The organism is Thermincola sp. GK-1 (assembly GCF_059412445.1).
In genome coordinates, this window is sequence record NZ_JBSQAT010000009.1 from 1 (window position 1) to 19242 (window position 19242).

Sequence of the window (19242 nt, forward strand, 5' to 3'; positions counted from 1 at the left end):
TTAAGTACTGACATTATTGGGGCAGGCTGGGCACCTACAATGACTTTACTTACAGCAGAATCTTATAATGTTGTAACGTATAAACCAACAACAACACCGAGTCCACCGGCATATACGAAACAATATAACTTTGCTTTAGCGGGGACTAACACTGCTCAGGCTAAATTTCCTTTATGGGATTCTTATAACAAAATGTGGGCAGCAGAAGGCTGGGGTTTTGTAAAGGTAACTGTAGGATATAAACTTAGGGATATGCAGATGAAAATTGCTTATGGACACACCCAAATGGCAGTTTCTAATCCTTCTGTATCTTATCCATGGGGTATATCTTTTTCTTGGACAACTGGTGTTAATGAAGAAGCAAGTGAAACGTTTCAATATTATTATTAAAATTAGTGATGGGCAGAGATTTTTCTGCCCATTACCAATTGTGCAAGTTTTTAGTAAAAAAGTAGTTCGGTAAAAAAGACAAATATATTATTTAGCTAAAAGCTCTTTGAATTGATATTATAAAATACAAAGATAAATTAAAATTTGCGGGAGGATAGAATGAGTAATAAAGCATTACCAAAATTTACAATATTATTTCTGTGCGTAATTTCATTATTGTTATTAGCACTTGGTTACGGTATGTGGAAAAAACGGGAGCAATCGGCAGTTTATGATTATAAAATGTATATGTCCAGCCAGTGTCAAATACTTAACTTATTGCAGGCTGCTCTTGATATGAAAGACAAACATTCAGATTTTGTAGGTAGGCTGATGTTAGCTAAAGGAGAGTTTACGTATTTGGACCCAATAATCAATCATGTCTCCATGCCCAAATCGATAATAGAATTTCATGAATTGGGTAAAAATTTAGTTGATGAAATCTTGACCAAGGCTTCAAAGGGTAAATTAGTTCAAAACGACATTTCAAAACTTGAAGATTACACAAAAAAACTTCGTCGAATGGTGCGCACTTTGGGCCTATTTACTGCCGAAAATGAATCGGCTTCCGATATATATAAACGTCTTGATGAGTTTGGCAGAAATCTTTAATTACTAAGATATTTTTAGCTATGTTTTCTTTAATTCCAAGCTATTCGGCGTTAACTGCGCAGGATACTTACAGCGGGTCAATCCCAAGCAGATTGAGCTTGATAAAACGTTATCCAGGCTTAATATGAAAAAATGAAGATCCATGATTAAGCGAGCAAGAAAGAGATCTTAAGTATTCACAATAATACCAGTTCTAACACATCTGTCCGTGGGTGTACTGCGATATATCCGCAAAATCACGATACTACTAACAGTTATTGGTTGGGTAAAAGAATAGTATCATCCATTTTCAGCATAACTTCATTGCCCCTCCACAGAGAACCTTATCAGGGTGATTTCCAAGTACTCAGGGATACACAGATGCCGGCAAAGCTTTATGCCTAAGAATTAATCAAAAGCCTCCGCTACTTAAACTCCAACTGTGGCGGAGGTTCATCTTCTTTTCAATACGGAAGGATTAAATGAAGAAAGCTGTTGTCTTACTAATTTTAATGGTCGTATTGGGTATTACTGGGTGCCAGTATGAGGGTACAACTGTAAAAAAGAATGTCTGGGGACGTTCCAGTTTTCTCGCCGTTAGAGATGGCCAACTTGGTTTGTTGACATTGCCCGAAGGGAAATTTACCCTATTTAATATAAAGGTGTGGGTTAAAGAAATAATAGGGGTTGAGTGTCGCTTCCAGAGCTATTTGACAGTGTGATTCCAGCCGTCATGTCAGTTAGAAGTGAACATTCCCCGAATTGCATGACGTTTTAGAAATGTTTAGTTTCAACTGCCATTGGCAGTAGAAAGGGTGAAAAACAGCCCTCTTTGTCAGAGTAAATATTACTGCCGTTCAGCAAAACCCTGGCGATGGTTGTGGTATCAATAGTGTGCTGCTCACGGGTGACGGCGTCAGATAAGCCATTCAAGCGAAACCGGACATTAATGCGCAGGTCAATGGCCCTGAGCGCCCTGAGTTTGAGGCGGTCCCGGAGTTCAGGCTGACCTGTAAGGATTAAGGCCAGGGGAGAACGGGAATCCACATTAAAATTAATGTCAAAGGTTTCCTCTTTATTTATTTCCGTAATTGAGCATATTGAGTAACGGTTTAACGCCGGCAGGGCCAGCGCTTTGCCGGTGCTCAACTGCGGAAACACGACTATATGTTAGGTGATGTTGCCAGTTTTATTCATTCAGTTTCTAAAATGATAGACAACATAAAACGCTAGGTTTCCCCAGCGTTATGATTAACATTTAACTTACTTGTTATTTCATGTTTTCAATTTTGGTTCTTTTCTTTAAAAAAAAGACAATAAGTACTATTTCTAATAATAGATTTACTGCTAAAATAATACCTTTATAGAAAAACGGCTGAGTACTAATGTAAAATAATATTGCCTGAATGAACATTAGTGCTATCAAAAAGATAATGACCCATTTAATTAATGCGATTCTATGGTCGTAGAAACTGTTCCAAGATCTAACCTGAATCAAACCGATTATAATCCAGAAAACTCCAAATGCAACAAGTGGAAAACCAACATCATTGTTAATGGCCTCCGAAGTAGAAGCTAAACCCAACGCAATAAAACCTGCATATTCAATATCTTTTATTTTCTGCCATTGTTTTTTATCATCGGTCTCCTTCCCCACAAAAGAACCTCCACTTTTTCATCTAATAATCTTAGCTGGTCAATAAGACCAGCTAAGATTTGATTCCATTTATACTATATCATATGATAAATTTCTAATAAAGAGTGATTAACTACAAGCACCTATACTCCAGAAATAACCACATGCCCATCTACATGCTAACAATACAGGAGGTAGTTCTATAAAGATTACGCAAGCCATGCTGCAAGCCAAAGCTCCCGCAAACTTACAAACCCAGTACTCCCAATTGGTAGGAATACTTACTAATGCAGTTACTGCATCGGGGTCATTGGTATGATTCATACTTATTTCACCAGAATTATACTTTTCAATAAAATCAAGCAATTCTTGTTTACTTTTCTCTGACTGTTGAATAATCTCATCTTCCGTAGTGGTAACTTCTTCTTTGAAACCGTTATTATCGAATGTTTGAATATTTACTTGACCATCTTCAGCAAATGTTGAAATGGTAATCATTGCTATCTTATTTGCATCTCCATTGATAACCGCATATAAAGTTTTGTTATCATTATTCTTAAATGTGCCAGCAATATAAATGATATTCAGTATTTAGGAATCGCTTAAGTTTAGAATTACTACCTTTCATTATAGTTATTGAACTCGGTTGAGTAAACCAGACAATTGTAAATCGTTAACACAGTAAAGATGACTGGATGAAGCCTTTTTTTCGTATTATTCGGTAACGGTAACCGAAAGCGGGTGTACACCTATTTAATTCTGCGATACTAGACTAAGTAAAAGAGTTATTACAACGCCTGCTCCACTGAGAGAAAATAAGATATTTATATGGGGAAAAGGGATAGGAACAAATTGTTTACAATCATATATTGTCTCCCAACATCTTTTTAATAAGAATTGACCTAAATCAAGCGGGGGTCTATTCATTTCGGAGTATTGTCTAATAAACAAATTTAGCAAGTGTTTTATACCGTAATCGTTCAAAATGTTTTCATGTTCATTAATATAACTTTGCAACTGCTCCCTAACATTTTGTGTGCTAAATATTGAAATTTCTACTAATTGTTGTAGTTTCTCCAAATATTCTATATCACGGTTATTTATTTTTATTAACTGCAATGAAGACACAATAAAAAGAACACCTAAGCAAATGATTAGTCCAGAGATAACTATTAAAATAGTAGTTAAATTCACGCCTATTAACATGTACGTTATATTTTGTTTGTTAGCCATAAATAAAATAAGAATTAATAAAATTGTAACCAGCAAAAAGCAATATTGGGTTTTTCTAACATCTCCTTTCATTTTTGAACGCGCAAAAGTTAACGGATATACTAATAATAGCGCATTACAAATTGCAAAAGATAGCAATGTAATAATTGTAATAATATGCCAGTTCATTGTTCTTGCTCACAGCCTTTAGCCCGCCATTTATCGAGTAATACTTTTATTTCCTCAATGTTGTCATATCCGACTAAATCTACTTTTTCTTCCCGCTTGTAAAAAATTTGTTTTCCTTCTCGATATGGAACTATATAACTTTTATCTCGTAGAGGTTTTATTGTCCTACTCAAGTGTTTTGGGTCTATACCAATTTTTGATGATAGTTCAGCGGCTGTGATTAGTTCTTTTGTTAAATGGAGGGCAGCTGCACGAAGAGGAGAATTGCCAATTGCCTCAAGTATATCTGTAACGATTATATTACGATTATTTAATACCATTATTCTATTCATGCTTTGCGTAGAAGCTCTTACATGTTTTATATCATTAACAACCTGCTCCCATTCTTCACGTGTGATAGAATTTTTACTCATTAAATCACTCCTTTTCAGGGTCATATGAATCCAATCCATATTCCTTTAAATCTACTGTATGCTTGTAGCGCCCTACGCGCTGTGCGGGTGTCATTAACCCTTTTTGTGCCCATTGTTTCCAGTAAACCGTAATTGTACTATAGCTTACGTCACCGACAATTTTAGCAATTTCCCTAGAACTTCTTTCTCCATTAGATAATTCATAGATTTGTTTTCGTTTTGGGTCAGCTAATTCTTCTTCCAAACGTTGTACTATGGTTGGTTTATTGACCAGCTTGTACAAATTTATTAATTCGGATAATAAGTTAACAATTTGTTCATTAGAATTATTACTCACTGATGATACCTCCTTCATTATTTAAGTCCTGTAAAGCATAATAGAGAGCAATTTTGTGTACTGCTCTCATTGGAATTTTTGTCCTGCCTTCACGTCTTATTTCGATTAAATCTTTATCTTCTAATTCTTTAATAAACATTTGAACATTTCGCAAAGAACAATCAGCTATTTTCGCAATCTCTGCAGCATCTCTTTCACCATTAAAAGAATTATAAATTGCTTTCCTTTGGTCTGTAGTTAAAAAATCCTTAAAAAACCTATTCTGGGCTTCTGATTTTAATTGGACAGTTAGTAATGAAATTTCATCTCGGATTTGTTGAAGAATATTAATAATAATCTGATTATCTTCCATATATTACTACACCTCCTAAAGGAATAATATACCATGTAAACAATTTTGTCAAGTATAAAACGTAATTGATATTAATAACGAAATATCAGGATAGAATGCGAATCATCTCAAATGCCGTGTAATATCACATTTTATGGTTATTGTTTAAGCAAAAGTCAAACAAATAATCATCTAGCGTTTTCGTTCGTTATTGCATAATTATTTCAAACAAAAAAATACCCCCACATTGCAAAACGTTAGGGTTAATAAGGTTTAACTCATCTTCCTGTTCTTCTCACCGGGGTAAGGTAACAACGCTAAATACCGAAGATACTTAATTGTTTCCCACTACACCGGCAATATTTCTGCTGTTTGGTTAGCTGTTTTTTCAATACTGGTGTATTCTTCAGTAGTGTCCGTGGCATAAGTAATGCTTACATTAAATTAACTGCTCTCCAACCCCAAAAACTGCTGGATGTCCTTCATTTCCATCAGTTCCTCAACTGTCCAATAACGGTGGAAGCGGTTTTTGTAGCGCAGTTCCCACCACCTGCGGAAAAGCGGCTCAAGTTCATCAAACATAGGCCAGCGGCTCCACTTCATTTTTTCTCTCAGTTCTTCCAGCGTCCAGACGCTACCGTCTTCCTTTTTGGGTATGTTAATGCGCCCGTCAGATTGAATAACCACCTGCGGCTGTGCAATCTCTTTTTGGAGAACAGTCAACTGCGCCAACCCCCTTTAGATATTTATCGGAAAGAGTTATCAAACAATCAAGCTCAAAGCTCAAAGTTTGGTAATAATTATTATTTGGGCTTACTGCCTGAAACCGCCGGGTAAGGTTTGCTGAAGCCCTGCGAGCGTGGAACCGTCGTCTACAACGCGGTCCCGCTTCAGCGGCTTCAGACGAACCCGCCTTTGACCAAGGTCAAAGCTCAAAAATATATATAGCGGTTTTGACATTTTGACCTTCGGCGGTAACTGATTCATTCACCGCTGTCTTCGTCGTCCGCTTTCCACCCATCGGGTGTTTTTGTAAGTGTGTACGTTTTTGGAGACCCTTGATGTCCCCCTTCTTCCTCAATGGTGAACCCGCCTGCCCGCAGTTTGCTGATGTCGTTTCTCACAGTCTGGTCGCTCACCTTCAGCAAGTCGGTTAGCTCTTTCTGCGTATAGCTCCGCTGAGTCAACAGCTTTGCCAGCTTCTGGAGGCGCACTTCGCTGTCTTTCAGCTTAATGTTAATACGGAAACCGTCATCGTAAACCAAACTCCCGTCCTCGAATTTTAAGCTCAAATTCTCTACAGTCTCAGCATCCCGGAACTCTCCGGTAACGACGACACCCACTTCTTCATCTTTCTGGAACTTGCGGATGTCTATTACGCCGTCCATCTCTGCTCCTTTAACAGAAGACCCCCTGCTGGCATATACCAGAACGTCCGACGGTTTTTTGGCGGTATGGTCAACGACGACGACTGCCATCTGGGGGTATTTGCGGAGGAGCATATTTAACGGCGCAAATACCTGCTGCATAACGGAAGAGTCGTTTTCGTCTCCGTCAAAGAAGCTTCTCAGTGGGTCAAGCACGAGCAGGTCAGGCCGGAACTCGTCAATAAAATTAAGCAGGTCTTCAAATTCTGGGTTTTTCGGGAACAGTTTTACGCCTGTCCTGTGCGGGATGACGATATTGCTTGTACCGGCAAGGCTCTGCTGTACTCTCTGTATTAAAGCGTTGGTGGAGTGCTCTTCCTCCACCATAACGGCTTTGACTCCAGAGACGGTAGTTTTCCAGAACGGAACCCCGCAGACGTTCTCCCCGCGGTTGAGCGCTTTCAGCAGGCTTAGGACAAACCACGTTTTCATCTGCTTCGGCGGCCCTTGGACAAGGATTTTTTGTCCTCTTGCTATCATCCCTTTTACCAGCCAATCAGGCTCCGCAGGCTCTCTCTTCAGCAGTTCTTCCACCCTGTAGTAGCGGGAAAACCGGTCTTGGTGTTCTTCAAGCGGGATTAGCTCTACCAGTTCCTGGTCAGTATGGTTGTTGCGGGTCAACCACTCGCAGATGTCTTTGCCGACATCTCCCCGCTTCCACGGCAGTTCAACGACTTTACAGCGTTCTTCTCCGAGCACCGCTAAAGCAGACCTTACGAAGTTCGCGCTGGCATCGTCGTCCTGTGGGATAAGGTAGACAGTGCGTATGCCTTCAAATTCCCTCTTCCATTCTTTGCGGAAATTGTTGCCCGGCACGCTCACCACAGGAATATAAACACCGCAGGCTTCAAGCGCCTGAATAGTCCTTAAAGCGTCGCTTTCTCCCTCGACTATGATTGCTTGACTTTTTCCCTCAAGGCTGTCGAGGTTCCACAGCGAAAAGCGGGAGTTTTTGACCGCTCCTTTCCTGCCGTCATAAGCTCTGCCTCTGATAGCCCTGATTTTGCCTCTGACGCGGAAGGGTACTACCAAGCACTCAACCTGTCCTGTCTCTTCGTCGTGGGGGACATAACCCCACTCGAAACGCTCCAGCATCTCGTATTTGATTCCTCTGGCAGTAACATACTCTTGGACAATCGGTAATTCCGGACGCAGGCGCGCTTTTGCTTCTTTGATAAACTCTTCAAATTCCTCTTCCTGTCCGGGTGTAGGGATATAGGTGTGGCTGGGGTCGTAGTGGGGGAACGCATGTATGTATCTTCCTGTCCGTTCGTCTTTTACGTAAAGCTCGCGGAGGTAGTCGTTTATGAAGTAGCTCGCGTCTTCCGGCGCTATGCCTGCAATTTCAACTAAAAAACGGTACGGTGAAAAGCTCCCGCAAACGTGGCAGACGTAAAAGCCCGATTTGACATTGACCGTCGCGGAAGGCTTCCTGTCGTCGTGATATAGGCACTTTAGAGACTGGATGGTAAAGCCGTCTTCCTTTATGTCCATCCTGTCCAATTCCGGGAAATAGCGGGCATAAAAATCCCGCCAAGGTTCGGGATGAAGAGACTCGTTAAAATCAACCCTCCACTTCTTCATACTTAAAACCTCCTCTGCCTATGGTAATATTATACATTTGACCTCAGCAACTTTCAAGTAAGAAGCTCAAAATTTTTGACCTTTGCCTGAGGAGTTTAACGCAGCCAAAGAAAAACGACAAATATTGACAAAAATTTGGTTCCCTCTTTAAATTTACATGAAAGTCCATTATAATATAATTAATCAGATGGTAATATTTTACAGTTAAGGAGTTGGTGCCGTTGAACAAGAGAGAAGTTAAAAAGAAGGTACGGGAAATCATTCGCTGTTTGAAACAAAGCGGAGACTTCCCGGAAAAAGGCAACTGTATAAAGGTCGCGGAACGGAAGCTGGAGATGCTCGTAAAAGAGGCTCCAGCTTCTCTGGTTTATGAGTTGGGTTGCGTCTACAGCCACTTTAAGAATTCCGGCGGGGATGTGGATTCTGCTCTATCTCGACTGAAGAAAATTTTGAAACGGGAGGTAAAAAAGGAGGATGAGTAAAATGGCGGGTAACAATCAAACAGTTCAAAAATCCAAGAAGGAGGAGACGGAAAAAATGAAGGTTGAGTTTACTATTTCCACAGAGGGTAAGAAACAAGACCCTAAACTGCAGGAGTTGCAAAAGAGACGGGCGACTTACCGTGCTAACCTTTCTTATGCGGTGCAGATGCAGGATAAGTACGCCGTAGAGTACACTGACGCAATGCAGGCTGGAGCCGACCAGTTAACAATTGATAAGCTGGAACTGAAGCTGGCTGAACAGAAACTGCGGATAGAGTTTTACAGGGAGAAAATCTCTAAGGTAGAAGAAGAAATTGCCCGTTACAGAGTAGGAAGAAAAAAGGAAGAGACTTCGGGAAAGGAAGGAAATGAGAGTGCCGCATAGGAAAACAGCGGCACTCTCGCTTTACTCTTGCTTTTTCACAAATTACAACCAATTATACGACTCCATGCCCTACGGAACTTTTTTCGTCAATATATTTATACTCCGGAGGGCATAAGCAACTTTTTTGGAGCTTAACCTGCCTCAATATTGATTTGATTTGATATAATATCTATGAAATTACATCAGTTGAGGTGGGTTAAATGGCAGCAAGGAAACCAGAGCCGCGGACAAAGCTGGTAAGCGTTACTTTTACTACAGAAGAGTATGAAGCAGTAAAGAGAGCGGCCGCTATGACCGACCGCAGCCTAGCTGCACTTGTCCGCTGGGCCGCTATCAAGTATCTGAGGGAATTATCACTGCTTCCAAGCGGGGACGAATTAGGAAGGGAAGGAATCGAAGATGAGACTTTGGCATAAGGCTGTAATACCGTTACTGATTTTGGCTGTTGCATCCGGCTGTTACCTGGCTTTTTCCAAGCCTGAGACAAAACCAGCAACAAATAATCAAGTTCAGGATACTGCATATAAGAAAGCTTCTGAAGATACTCTTACTGCTCAAGAAACTTCGTCTGCAAAAACGCCGCACGTTGTTATCAGCAAAGAAAACCTTCACAAGTCTGATGTTCCTTTGCCTGATGAGACTCTAGTTAAGAAAGCACAGGCTGAACTGTTTAAAGATGTTAAAAAGGAAGACTTAGAGAAAGCGAAAAAGACCGTTCACGAGTTGCATATGTATTTCGAGTCCGGCTTTGTTTATGAAGCTCAAAATTGGATTAAAAAGTACAGCGACCCTAACAGTCCGGGCTGGGCCTTCTGGGAGAAAACCGGCACAATTGAAATCCCCGGCTATACGGAAAAGGTATATAATGAAAAGGACGGCAATTGGTATATACAACGACTTGAAGAAGTTAAAGCGGCTTTCGCTGATAAAACAGCCTTCACTGACGATATTACTAAAGCTCAAGAAATGATAAGCGAAGCTGTAAAGAACCACGACATCAAAAATTTGTGGTATGCTCATCAGGTGTTACACGACCTCGACTATTGGGTGCTGAGCTACCCTATCCAATATCCCAAAGGTACTGCTGCCCCACCTGATTGGAAGGGTGTGGAGACGTATTTTGGTGTTACAAAAACACTTAAAGGTTTTTATCCGACGGCACTTGAAGGATATATTTATGATGAACAAACAGGAAGGTATATTAACAAAACTACTGGTGTTTGGTATGTCGTTAAGGACGGATATAAGGTAATACCACCCGAAGAATATATTGACCGCGCCAAAGTAGAGACAATTGACGGTATCAATATTACAGACCGCCCTGATGATGTGTGGGAGCTAAAAGAGGTACGGAAGATAACTATTCAGTCAGGAGATGCGCTGGTTGACATTATCAACCCGTACTTTATGAATGAATATTTCAGAATGAATTATGAATGGTATGTTAAACAGGTTTTGGAACTTAACAACATTACCGACCCTCACTATATCAAAGTTGGAGATACGTTGAAAATACCGCTTTATATTGACAAAGGCGCAAAAGAGAACCAGTAGGTGGCAGTATGAAGCAGTTAATAAAACGTGCCGCTGTCCTCTGTCGGGTTTCCACAGAAGACCAAGCAGAGGGAACTTCTCTCGATACCCAAGCGGAAATCTGTATGGAGGAAGCAAAAAGACGCGGTTACCACGTTACAGAAGAAGACGTATTCAAAGAAGACGGATACAGCGGAGCACTGGGGATTGATGCGAGGCCAGTGCTCCATCAGCTTTGGGAGAAATACCAAGCGGGAGAATACGACGCTATCTTCGTCTACCGCCAAGACAGGCTTTCCCGCTCTTTAGCCCTTTTTGCCGCCCTGCGGGACGAAGCCCGAAAAGTAAGGCGGTGCGGCCTTAAAGGAGACGGCTTTATTTTCGTGCAGGGGTCTAACGACGACACTCCCGAAGGCAAACTTCAGTCAAACATTCTTGCCACCTTTGCGGAGTATGAAAGGGAAGTTATCAAATTAAGGACGGTGACCGGTAAGAAAAAGCTGGCAAAAGCAGGCAAGTATTCAGGCGGTTCTCAGCCTTTCGGCTACAGGTGGGACGACGAAAAAGAGGAATGGGTAATTCGAGAAGATGAAGCTAAGATAGTTAAGCTCATTTTCCAATGGTACGTCTATGGAGACGAATCAGGACAGCCTTTGGGTATGGTTCGGATTGCTGAAAAGCTTACTGAACTCGGCATACCTACGCCTAACCAATTCCGCAAAACCCGAAAAGGGCGCGCTGGTAAGATGCAGGCTCATTGGGGTGACGCTACCGTCCAACGCATTCTTACTCACACTGTTTACGCCGGGACAAATTATCTCTGGAGGGGTGATAAAATGCAGGTCAGTCCAGAACAGGTCGAAAAAATAAAGAAGGAAAAAACTGATGGGTGGTTTGAAGTAAACTTCCCGCCGATTATTGACAAGATGCTCTGGGAGAAAGCGCAAGAGAAGAGAGTACAGTCCAGAGGAGGCTTTAACCGCAAGAGGCCCAAACCTATACTTGCCGGTCGTATCTTCTGCGGTATCTGCCAGCGCCCGTTTCACGATGCTATGTATAACAAAGGCACAAAGCTGGTTTTCAAGTGCAACGGGAAATTGAAACAGTACCACCTTGACGGCAGTCCGAAATGTGACAGCCCTGTGCTTGACGGCGAAGCAGTTACTGCAGAAGTCAAAAAACGGATTATTGATATGCTTCAAGACAAAGACCAGATGCGGAAAGCCATCGAAGAGTACGTCGGTTCGTTGGAACGCCGGAAGGAAGAACTTGAAACCCTACTCTCTCCTATAACGGAACAGATTTCACAGCTGCAGGAGAAGCAGAAAAGACTTGCTACTGTCTATGTTGATGGAGCTTTATCTCATGAGGACTACAAGCGGCAAATCAATGAATTGAAAGAACAGGAACTCGCTGTTCGTAAGCGCTATGAATATTACTGGCCGGAGATGGAAAACCTCACAAAGCTGGAACAAAATATCGCAGTAGTGAAAGAAGCGATTGAAGAGGAACTGTTTGATGTCCGCTACCAGCCGGATGACAACACCGTCACGGAGAATATTGCTTTTGTGAAGGTTCACGATGAAAAACATTTAACGGTCGGATTCCCACAGAGAGTGATAACTTGGGAAGAACTGCTTGACAGGTTACAAGTTAAGCTGTGGGTGTATCCAGACCGTTTAGAGGTTCGGGGAATTGTCCCGATTGAAGATATAGCGAATCCTAAATGCTGTTAAGTAATTCGTTTGGTTCTCGCCAAGCTCTTGAAGGTATCAAAAAGACATCAGGTAACTTGCCGGCATAAAAAATCCAGCATTAAATAAAGATTGTCATTGTTTATATCAAAGTTAATTTTACTCGTCTGACCCACCTAAATCATACCACAAAAATCCAATTAAACCTTCCTTGATATAACAGACATGGCAATAAATTTATGATATAATGACAGAAAGTGGCAGTGAAAATGGGGGTTATAGTCATGGCTGACATAGGTGAATATCCTGCTGTTAGCGGTATAATAAAATACAGCAAAAACGGCCACTTAAAATACAGCAATTTCGGCCGCTGAATACAGCGCCTCGACTGGAAACAATGGGATATGCTACCATTAAAGCACGTCTTAATTCAAGGGGGTGAAGAAATTGAAACTAAAAACTAATTTAGGCATAGCATTTCTTTGTTTTGTATTAGCAGTGGGTGCAATCTTTGTATTTAAAATTAACGACATTAATGCTGTAGCAAGTAAACCGGTTACCAAGGAAGAAATAAAACAAAATCTTAAGCAATTAGGCCAAATAAGGAAAGAAACCAGGAAAAATATCAAAGTTGTAGCAAAAATTGATAAAATGGGGGTAACTAATGAAGAATTTTTAGCCAGGAAAGTATGGTTACAAATTCTAGCTGCACAAAACGGAGATAAAAGCCCGACTAACAAAGATGTTATGAATTCGATTTTAAGAGATAAAGTACTTGAAGCAGAAGCTGCTAGGAGAAACTTAACTGCCAGCGTTGACGAGACCAAGGTTTATTTGAACGAACTTAGGAAATATCAAGATCAAAGTAACGGTACTATAACTGGAAGGGAAATGATACAAAACTTTGCTGAAGGTCTGGGAATAACAGAAGACCAATATTGGAATGAATGGGCCGTACCTTATTATCAAAAAGAATTATCCAGAGCAAAAGTTGCTAAAGCTATTGCCCAAGAGGTTCAACCACTTCCAAATGAAGACAGCGAAGCATATTCGAAACGCCAAAAGGAATATTTTGAAAAAGTTGTAAAAGATTTAATTGATAAAGCGAAAGTTGAAATCCTTGATGATTCTGTAAACTAGTTATGCTTTTTGCAAGAGGGAATTCCCCATTTATGCAAAGATTTTTCCCCAGGCACGGTGGGGAATTTTTTTATGTTCACCTACCACAAGAGTGATTGAAGGGTGGGTGGAGTTCCCAAGCTACCATTAAGGAGCGACTGCGCCCGTAACCTCGGAGCAACGATTGTTTTACCTCCACAGCGGCTTTCATTTCTGGCAAGGTTTTGCAGCAGCATAAAGCTCTGAGGTAGCGGAGAACCCCACCCACCCCTCCAATGGACGTACTTGAAAATATTGAAAAAACATCGACCGCACCTGGCTTTAAATGCAAAGTAAGCAAAACGGGGTATCCGTTACTTGAAGGAGCCATAGTTACCCGGTAAACGGAAATTTACCGCACCAAGCCAGAAAACCGCCTGAAAAAAAGAGGAATTTGCTACAAGGTGTCGAAAAATCAAGATAGGCTTGTGTAAAGACGCACTAATTATCGCATTACCGAAAATGCTTGTTGGGGTGGAAGAAAAATATGATTCACTTTCTCAACGTCTCCAAATTTTATCCGAACGGTGCGAGGGCGCTGACAGACGTCACAACGAGGATAGAAAAAGGAGAATTTGTTTTTTTAGTAGGGCCGAGCGGGGCAGGTAAATCGACTTTTATTAAACTTATCATAAAAGAAGAGGCTCCTTCCAGGGGACAGATTATGTTCAATAACAAAAACATCAGCCGTATTCGTCCTAGGGAGATACCCTATTTAAGGCGTTCTATCGGGGTGATTTTTCAGGATTTCAAGCTGCTGCCCAACAAAACTGTATATGAAAATGTGGCTTTTGCCATGGAGGTTATAGAAGCTTCCAAAAGGGAAATACGAAAAGCCGTGCCAAGCGCGTTGAGCATGGTCGGTCTTGAAAAAAAGGCGGACGTGATGCCTTCGGAATTGTCCGGCGGCGAACAGCAAAGAGTGGCTATAGCAAGGGCTATAGTAAATAACCCGCCTTTGATTATAGCTGATGAGCCTACAGGCAACCTTGACCCTGATACTTCATGGGAAATAATGAGGCTGTTGGACGATATAAACAAATGTGGTACGACTGTTATCATGGCCACCCACGCCAAGGAAATTGTCGATAACATGAAAAAACGGGTTATAGCATTGGAAAAAGGACGTATTGCCAGAGACGAACAAAGAGGGGTATACGGTTATGAGAATTAGGACCCTTGGATATTTCCTGACGGAGGCTTTTAAATCCCTGCGCCGCAATAGCTGGATAGGACTGGCTTCCGTGGGGACAATGGCCGTGTCATTGATTATAGTCGGCGTTTCGCTGCTTTTGGTGATTAATACCAACAACCTGGCTTCTAAACTTGAGTCAAATGTGCAAATTTCAGCCTTTATAAAGGACGATGTTGACCTGGAACAGGCGCGTGCCCTGGAAAGCAAAATTTTATCCATCAACGGTATAGCCAATATCGAGTTTATTTCAAAAGACAGGGCTCTTGAAGAGTTCCGCCGACAGTTAGGTGATCAGTCCAGGATGGTCAGGGCTCTGGGAGGTAATAACCCCCTTCCTCATTCCTATCGAATTACAGTTAAGGACCCTAAACAGGTAAAACCTATAGCTTTGAAAATTGCCAAAATACCCGGCATTGAGAAAGTCAATTACGGCCAGGGAGTAATTGAACGCCTTTTCGCTGTTACCAAATGGGTAAGGGCCATCGGCGTAGCGGTTATTGTCCTGCTGGCCTTGGCGGCTATTTTCCTGATTGCTACCACCATTCGGCTAACGGTTTTTGCCCGCCGGAAAGAAATTCAGATCATGAAAATGATTGGGGCCACTAACTGGTTTATTCGCTGGCCTTTTCTGCTGGAAGGTATGATCCTGGGGTTTGTTGGCGCCCTGCTGGCCGTTATTGTGGTGTGTTTTGCCTATTTAACCCTGGCTGATTACCTGCAGAGAGATCTGGCTTTTATGGGCTTGCGTACCGATATGCGGTTTTTAATAAATATAAGCGCTTCGCTGCTGGGTGTAGGCACCTTCCTTGGCGCAGTCGGCAGCGGGATTTCCATGCACAAGTTTCTCAGAGTTTGAAAGGGGAGGGTTTGGCGATGTCCCTATGCAAGTGGCGGTCTTTAGTTGCTGCGCTGGTAATAGGCGTTTTTATGACAGGCAGTGTGATACCGGGGTATGCCTCTTCTTTGAATGACCTTATTCGCCGGCAGCAACAGACACAAAATGAAATGCAGAGCGCCCAGAAAAAAATAAAAGAAGAAAAGGCTAACGAAAAAATGGTCCTGCAGGAACTGGACAAGTTGGACAAGGACATAGATGCCGTACAGACGGAAATTGGAAAAATTAAGGAGCAACTGGCTGCTGCGGAAAAACAGTATAATGTAGTGAAGGTCGAACTGGCCGAAGCTGAGGATAGGCTGGCGGAAAGGTCAGCAGTTTTAAATGTCAGGGTTAAAGACATCTACATGAACGGACAAATCGGTTACCTGGAAGTACTTTTGAGTTCGCGCGATTTCACGGAATTCATTACCCGCTTTGAGTTTTTAAAACGAATTGTGGAACAGGATTCCAAACTGGTGGAAGACATCGAGGCGGAAAAGAAAGACATTGAAAATAAAAAAGCCGATCTGGAAGTAAAATTAAATGAAATCAGATCTATTAAAAACCGTTACGAATCAAGGCAAAGTTTTTTACAAACAAAGCTGGCCAGCCGTAATGAAATGCTGAAGGATATTCGTACCCGGAAAGCCCAATACCAAGAGGCTTATGAAGAATTAGAAGAAGAAACGGAAAAGCTGAACCAGTTAATCAGGGAGTTAACGCGAAAAAGAAATACCACTGTAAAAGGTACCGGGAAGTTTATATGGCCTGTGGACGGCCGGATTACATCGGAATTTGGCTGGCGTGTACACCCCATTTTAGGTACGAAAAGAATGCACTACGGTATTGATATAGCAGCCCCCACCGGCACGTCGGTGCAGGCTGCCGATGACGGAACGGTAACCTTTGTAGGCTGGATGAGCGGATACGGCAAGGTTGTGGTAATCGACCACGGTGACGGATTGACTACTACATATGCTCACCTATCTTCTCAACTGGTCAGCGAGGGTCAGGAAGTTAAAAAGGGCGATAAAATTGCTGAGGTGGGCAGTACCGGTTTAAGTACCGGCCCCCATTTGGACTTTTCGGTGAGGGAAAACGGCACCCCTGTCAATCCAAGAAAATATTTGTAGACATAGCAGGAGAAGGTAACTCGTTGTTGTATTTTTACTAATATTATTGTAGTATAATACATATATTTAATTGTGTTAGAAACAGGCAATTAATTGTGTTAGAAACCAGGGCAGGTGAATCAGGTTGCGCGAAGGCAAACGAGTCCTTCTCGGAGTACTGGCTGTATTTATTATCCTATCGGTAGTTGCCAGCGGATTGGTAACAGGGGCATTGATTACTAATTATAACAATGTCGGCACCTTGGCCAGAGTCATATCCTTGATTGAGAGGAATTATCTTGAGAAGGTAAAAACAGAAACTCTGGTGGAAGGGGCCGTTAAAGGCATAGTGGATTCATTGGGAGACCCTTACTCCGTTTATATGCCCCCCAAAATGTTTAAAGAGCTCCAGGAAAAGATGCAGGGCAGTTTCGGCGGGGTTGGCATTATTGTCTCCATGAAAGGCGAACATATAGCCGTTATCGAACCCATTAAGGGCACTCCGGCGGAAAAGGCCGGAATTAAGGCCGGTGACATTATAACCAAGGTAAACGATAAAGATACAAAAGACATGGACCTTGATACCGCTGTTGGTTTAATGCGGGGACCGGTGGGTACGGAAGTGGTTCTCCAGGTATTCAGGAAACAAACCAACAAGTTCCTGAATTTCAAAATAGTAAGGGAAATGATTGAAGTACCCACGGTGGAAGGTAAAATTTTGCCTAATACCAAGATAGGGTATATTGCTATCAGCATGTTTGCTTCCAATACGGACGAAGAACTGGATAAAGTTTTGCAGGAGGTCCTGGCCCATAAGCCAAAAGGACTGATCCTGGATTTGCGGGACAATCCGGGAGGGGATCTGGAATCTGCGGTGAGGATAGCAGATAAATTTATTCCCAAAGGGCCTATTGTATACGTTGAATACCGGACAGGCAGTGATGAGTACTATGAGGCGGATGATAAAAGGATCGAACTTCCGCTTGTCGTATTGATCAATGAAAATAGCGCCAGCGCTTCCGAAATTGTGGCGGGCGCCATCAAAGATACCGGGAGTGGTACTTTGGTTGGCACCAAGACTTTTGGCAAAGGTGTTGTCCAATCAATTTATACCCTCCAAAACAAGGCCGGGTTAAAACTGACTACTGCCAAGTATTTAACTCCCAAGAAGAGGGATATTCATAAAAAAGGAATTCAGCCCGATGTAAAAGTTGAGCTTCCCGAAAACAGCGAAAAGGATTTGCAGTTGGAAAAGGCAATTTCTATTCTGGAAGAAAAATCTGTAAGAGATTAACCCATACAGAAGCCACGGTAATTTATAAACCCGTGGCTTCTTGTGGTTGAGGTAAATTAAACCGGATGGGAGTGGCCCTTATGTTGCTGTGGTTCGATGTGGCGCTGCGGATTTTGGAAGGGATTGTCCAATCCATTTTCAATCCGCTGTTCCTGGTGATAGTTGGCCTGGTGGGCATACAGCACCGAAGAATTGCCAAAAACAGGGAAGCCTTTTTTGGGCTGCGTGGCGGGAGTGTTATTCTGGATACCTTCTATTCCACGGTTTTTGGCATCCTGGGCGGTATAATAGGGAGTTTTCTTTTAGTGCTTACAGGTGTCTCCCTTGATAACATTGGTGTAGGTTATATTTGGCCTTTAGCATTGTTCCTCATGCTTATCAATCCCAGATTTTTATGTTTCTCCTATGCCGGTGGAATAATTGGTTTAACCGGTGTCCTGGTTGGCTATCCGCCGGGTGTAAAGGTACCTCAACTTATGGCCTTGATAGCAATTTTGCATATGGTGGAAAGTTTTTTGATTTTGGTCAGCGGGCACAGGGGGGCCATCCCTATTTATACCCGCACCAAAAAATCAACTGCCGTGGTGGGCGGGTTTACTTTGCAGAAGTTCTGGCCTATCCCCTTAATGGCCCTGACGCTTGTTACCACAGATATGATAGATGGTCAGAATGTGTTGCAACTGCCTTATTTGCCCGATTGGGGACCTCTGATAAAGCCCTATTTGGGCAAGCATCTCTTTGTTGTCCCGGCGTTGATGCCTGTTTTGGCCGCCCTTGGCTACGGCGATATGGCCATAGCCCGGACACCCAGGCAGAAAAGCAGGATTTCTGCCCGTAATTTAAGTATTTACAGCCTTATTTTGCTGGGCCTGGCCTTAATTTCAGCCGAGCACAGGTTTGTTCAGATGCTAGCGGCCCTGTTTGCGCCGTTGGGTCATGAACTGGTGATTTACCTGGGGCAGCGCATGGAATTGCGGGAAGAACCCATTTTCACCCATACCGGCGACGGCGTGATGGTGCTGGAAGCGGTATCCCACACCCTGGCAGACGACATGGGGATCATGCCGGGGGATGTGATATATTCCATCAATGGGATTCCGGTTAACTCGAAGGCCGATATAGAGGCAGTTTTGATACTGCGTCCCAAATACCTGCAGGTAGAATTTTTATCCCGGGCCAAACAGCGGTGGCAGAGAAAAACAGCGCCCTTTAAACCCAACCAGGTGCTGGGTGTTATTCCTGTTCCGCAAGGGTATGAAAATACATATATGGAAATGAAGTCCGCCGGCCTCCTGCCAAAAATCTGGCATAAGTTTACCCACTGAAACCTCCCGATTCTGTGTCACCTTTCGTCTCGTCCCTG

At 42.4% G+C, this 19242-nt stretch carries 23 protein-coding genes; 14 read left to right on the forward strand and 9 right to left on the reverse strand.

The window, feature by feature from the left end; all coding sequences use genetic code 11:
* The 3 genes from ACSNJE_RS09690 to ACSNJE_RS09700 form a co-directional block, all read left to right on the forward strand.
* A partial coding sequence (locus ACSNJE_RS09690; RefSeq protein WP_495252566.1) for a hypothetical protein occupies positions 1–390 on the forward strand: 390 nt, incomplete at its 5' end.
* Positions 391–549: 159 nt separating this feature from the next.
* Positions 550–1041 carry a hypothetical protein gene (locus ACSNJE_RS09695; protein WP_495252567.1) on the forward strand — a complete coding sequence of 164 codons (492 nt, stop codon included), beginning with the start codon at positions 550–552 and terminating at the stop codon, positions 1039–1041.
* A 174-nt stretch (positions 1042–1215) separates the two neighbouring features.
* Complete coding sequence (locus ACSNJE_RS09700; protein WP_495252618.1) at positions 1216–1425, forward strand: N-acetylmuramoyl-L-alanine amidase; 210 nt, start codon at positions 1216–1218, stop codon at positions 1423–1425.
* A 369-nt stretch (positions 1426–1794) separates the two neighbouring features.
* On the opposite strand, the gene ACSNJE_RS09705 is transcribed toward ACSNJE_RS09700, so the two are convergent.
* The 9 genes from ACSNJE_RS09705 to ACSNJE_RS09745 all read right to left on the reverse strand — a co-directional run bounded on the left by ACSNJE_RS09705 (position 1795) and on the right by ACSNJE_RS09745 (position 8149).
* Positions 1795–2169: a hypothetical protein gene (locus ACSNJE_RS09705; protein ID WP_495252568.1), complete on the reverse strand. Its 375-nt coding sequence runs from the start codon at positions 2167–2169 to the stop codon at positions 1795–1797.
* Positions 2170–2290: 121 nt separating this feature from the next.
* Entirely contained in the window at positions 2291–2677 is a 387-nt protein-coding gene (locus tag ACSNJE_RS09710) for a hypothetical protein (protein WP_474773592.1), read from the reverse strand.
* A 108-nt stretch (positions 2678–2785) separates the two neighbouring features.
* A complete protein-coding gene (locus tag ACSNJE_RS09715) occupies positions 2786–3247 on the reverse strand; it encodes a hypothetical protein (protein ID WP_495252619.1) in 462 nt (153 codons plus the stop codon).
* A gap of 162 nt (positions 3248–3409) precedes the next feature.
* Positions 3410–4057 carry a hypothetical protein gene (locus ACSNJE_RS09720; RefSeq protein WP_495252569.1) on the reverse strand — a complete coding sequence of 216 codons (648 nt, stop codon included), beginning with the start codon at positions 4055–4057 and terminating at the stop codon, positions 3410–3412.
* A complete protein-coding gene (locus ACSNJE_RS09725; protein WP_495252570.1) occupies positions 4054–4470 on the reverse strand; it encodes a winged helix-turn-helix domain-containing protein in 417 nt (138 codons plus the stop codon). The genes ACSNJE_RS09720 and ACSNJE_RS09725 overlap by 4 nt, the downstream gene beginning before the upstream one ends.
* Positions 4471–4474: 4 nt before the next feature.
* Positions 4475–4807, reverse strand: a complete 333-nt coding sequence (locus ACSNJE_RS09730) for a hypothetical protein (RefSeq protein WP_495252571.1) — start codon at positions 4805–4807, stop codon at positions 4475–4477.
* Positions 4800–5159 (reverse strand): hypothetical protein, encoded by a 360-nt coding sequence (locus ACSNJE_RS09735; RefSeq protein WP_495252572.1) that lies wholly within the window; start codon positions 5157–5159, stop codon positions 4800–4802. The genes ACSNJE_RS09730 and ACSNJE_RS09735 overlap by 8 nt, the downstream gene beginning before the upstream one ends.
* A 423-nt stretch (positions 5160–5582) precedes the next feature.
* Complete coding sequence (locus tag ACSNJE_RS09740) at positions 5583–5861, reverse strand: hypothetical protein (RefSeq protein WP_495252573.1); 279 nt, start codon at positions 5859–5861, stop codon at positions 5583–5585.
* Positions 5862–6121: 260 nt separating this feature from the next.
* Positions 6122–8149: an AAA family ATPase gene (locus ACSNJE_RS09745; protein WP_495252574.1), complete on the reverse strand. Its 2028-nt coding sequence runs from the start codon at positions 8147–8149 to the stop codon at positions 6122–6124.
* Between the two features lie 215 nt (positions 8150–8364).
* Between ACSNJE_RS09745 and ACSNJE_RS09750 the strand changes: the two genes are divergently transcribed.
* The 11 genes from ACSNJE_RS09750 to ACSNJE_RS09800 all read left to right on the forward strand — a co-directional run bounded on the left by ACSNJE_RS09750 (position 8365) and on the right by ACSNJE_RS09800 (position 19204).
* Positions 8365–8631 carry a LuxR family transcriptional regulator gene (locus tag ACSNJE_RS09750; protein ID WP_495252575.1) on the forward strand — a complete coding sequence of 89 codons (267 nt, stop codon included), beginning with the start codon at positions 8365–8367 and terminating at the stop codon, positions 8629–8631.
* Position 8632: 1 nt separating this feature from the next.
* A complete protein-coding gene (locus tag ACSNJE_RS09755) occupies positions 8633–9016 on the forward strand; it encodes a hypothetical protein (RefSeq protein WP_495252576.1) in 384 nt (127 codons plus the stop codon).
* A 200-nt stretch (positions 9017–9216) separates the two neighbouring features.
* Entirely contained in the window at positions 9217–9432 is a 216-nt protein-coding gene (locus ACSNJE_RS09760) for a hypothetical protein (protein ID WP_495252577.1), read from the forward strand.
* A 22-nt stretch (positions 9433–9454) separates the two neighbouring features.
* Positions 9455–10570: a LysM peptidoglycan-binding domain-containing protein gene (locus ACSNJE_RS09765; RefSeq protein WP_495252578.1), complete on the forward strand. Its 1116-nt coding sequence runs from the start codon at positions 9455–9457 to the stop codon at positions 10568–10570.
* An 8-nt stretch (positions 10571–10578) separates the two neighbouring features.
* Entirely contained in the window at positions 10579–12285 is a 1707-nt protein-coding gene (locus ACSNJE_RS09770; protein WP_495252579.1) for a recombinase family protein, read from the forward strand.
* A gap of 405 nt (positions 12286–12690) precedes the next feature.
* On the forward strand, positions 12691–13383 hold the full coding sequence (locus ACSNJE_RS09775; RefSeq protein WP_495252580.1) for a hypothetical protein: 693 nt from the start codon (positions 12691–12693) through the stop codon (positions 13381–13383).
* A gap of 505 nt (positions 13384–13888) precedes the next feature.
* The gene (gene ftsE / locus ACSNJE_RS09780; RefSeq protein WP_052218960.1) at positions 13889–14575 is read left to right on the forward strand and encodes a cell division ATP-binding protein FtsE; all 687 of its coding nucleotides are present in this window, start codon (positions 13889–13891) and stop codon (positions 14573–14575) included.
* Positions 14565–15452 (forward strand): permease-like cell division protein FtsX, encoded by an 888-nt coding sequence (gene ftsX, locus ACSNJE_RS09785; RefSeq protein WP_474773589.1) that lies wholly within the window; start codon positions 14565–14567, stop codon positions 15450–15452. The genes ftsE and ftsX overlap by 11 nt, the downstream gene beginning before the upstream one ends.
* A gap of 17 nt (positions 15453–15469) precedes the next feature.
* Positions 15470–16606, forward strand: coding sequence for a murein hydrolase activator EnvC family protein (locus ACSNJE_RS09790; protein WP_052218962.1), 1137 nt, complete (start codon positions 15470–15472; stop codon positions 16604–16606).
* A gap of 124 nt (positions 16607–16730) precedes the next feature.
* Positions 16731–17879 carry a S41 family peptidase gene (locus ACSNJE_RS09795; protein WP_052218963.1) on the forward strand — a complete coding sequence of 383 codons (1149 nt, stop codon included), beginning with the start codon at positions 16731–16733 and terminating at the stop codon, positions 17877–17879.
* Between the two features lie 80 nt (positions 17880–17959).
* On the forward strand, positions 17960–19204 hold the full coding sequence (locus ACSNJE_RS09800) for a PDZ domain-containing protein (RefSeq protein ID WP_495252581.1): 1245 nt from the start codon (positions 17960–17962) through the stop codon (positions 19202–19204).
* Positions 19205–19242 lie beyond the last annotated feature (38 nt).

What these genes read in the sequence shown, in the direction of transcription:
- ACSNJE_RS09695 (WP_495252567.1), top strand. Translation starts at nt 550, where the DNA reads ATGAGTAATAAAGCATTACCAAAATTTACAATATTATTTCTGTGCGTA.
- ACSNJE_RS09720 (WP_495252569.1), bottom strand. Translation starts at nt 4,057, where the DNA reads ATGAACTGGCATATTATTACAATTATTACATTGCTATCTTTTGCAATT.
- ACSNJE_RS09725 (WP_495252570.1), bottom strand. Translation starts at nt 4,470, where the DNA reads ATGAGTAAAAATTCTATCACACGTGAAGAATGGGAGCAGGTTGTTAAT.
- ACSNJE_RS09735 (WP_495252572.1), bottom strand. Translation starts at nt 5,159, where the DNA reads ATGGAAGATAATCAGATTATTATTAATATTCTTCAACAAATCCGAGAT.
- ACSNJE_RS09745 (WP_495252574.1), bottom strand. Translation starts at nt 8,149, where the DNA reads ATGAAGAAGTGGAGGGTTGATTTTAACGAGTCTCTTCATCCCGAACCT.
- ACSNJE_RS09755 (WP_495252576.1), top strand. Translation starts at nt 8,633, where the DNA reads ATGGCGGGTAACAATCAAACAGTTCAAAAATCCAAGAAGGAGGAGACG.
- ACSNJE_RS09760 (WP_495252577.1), top strand. Translation starts at nt 9,217, where the DNA reads ATGGCAGCAAGGAAACCAGAGCCGCGGACAAAGCTGGTAAGCGTTACT.
- ACSNJE_RS09770 (WP_495252579.1), top strand. Translation starts at nt 10,579, where the DNA reads ATGAAGCAGTTAATAAAACGTGCCGCTGTCCTCTGTCGGGTTTCCACA.
- ftsE (WP_052218960.1), top strand. Translation starts at nt 13,889, where the DNA reads ATGATTCACTTTCTCAACGTCTCCAAATTTTATCCGAACGGTGCGAGG.
- ftsX (WP_474773589.1), top strand. Translation starts at nt 14,565, where the DNA reads ATGAGAATTAGGACCCTTGGATATTTCCTGACGGAGGCTTTTAAATCC.
- ACSNJE_RS09790 (WP_052218962.1), top strand. Translation starts at nt 15,470, where the DNA reads ATGTCCCTATGCAAGTGGCGGTCTTTAGTTGCTGCGCTGGTAATAGGC.
- ACSNJE_RS09800 (WP_495252581.1), top strand. Translation starts at nt 17,960, where the DNA reads ATGTTGCTGTGGTTCGATGTGGCGCTGCGGATTTTGGAAGGGATTGTC.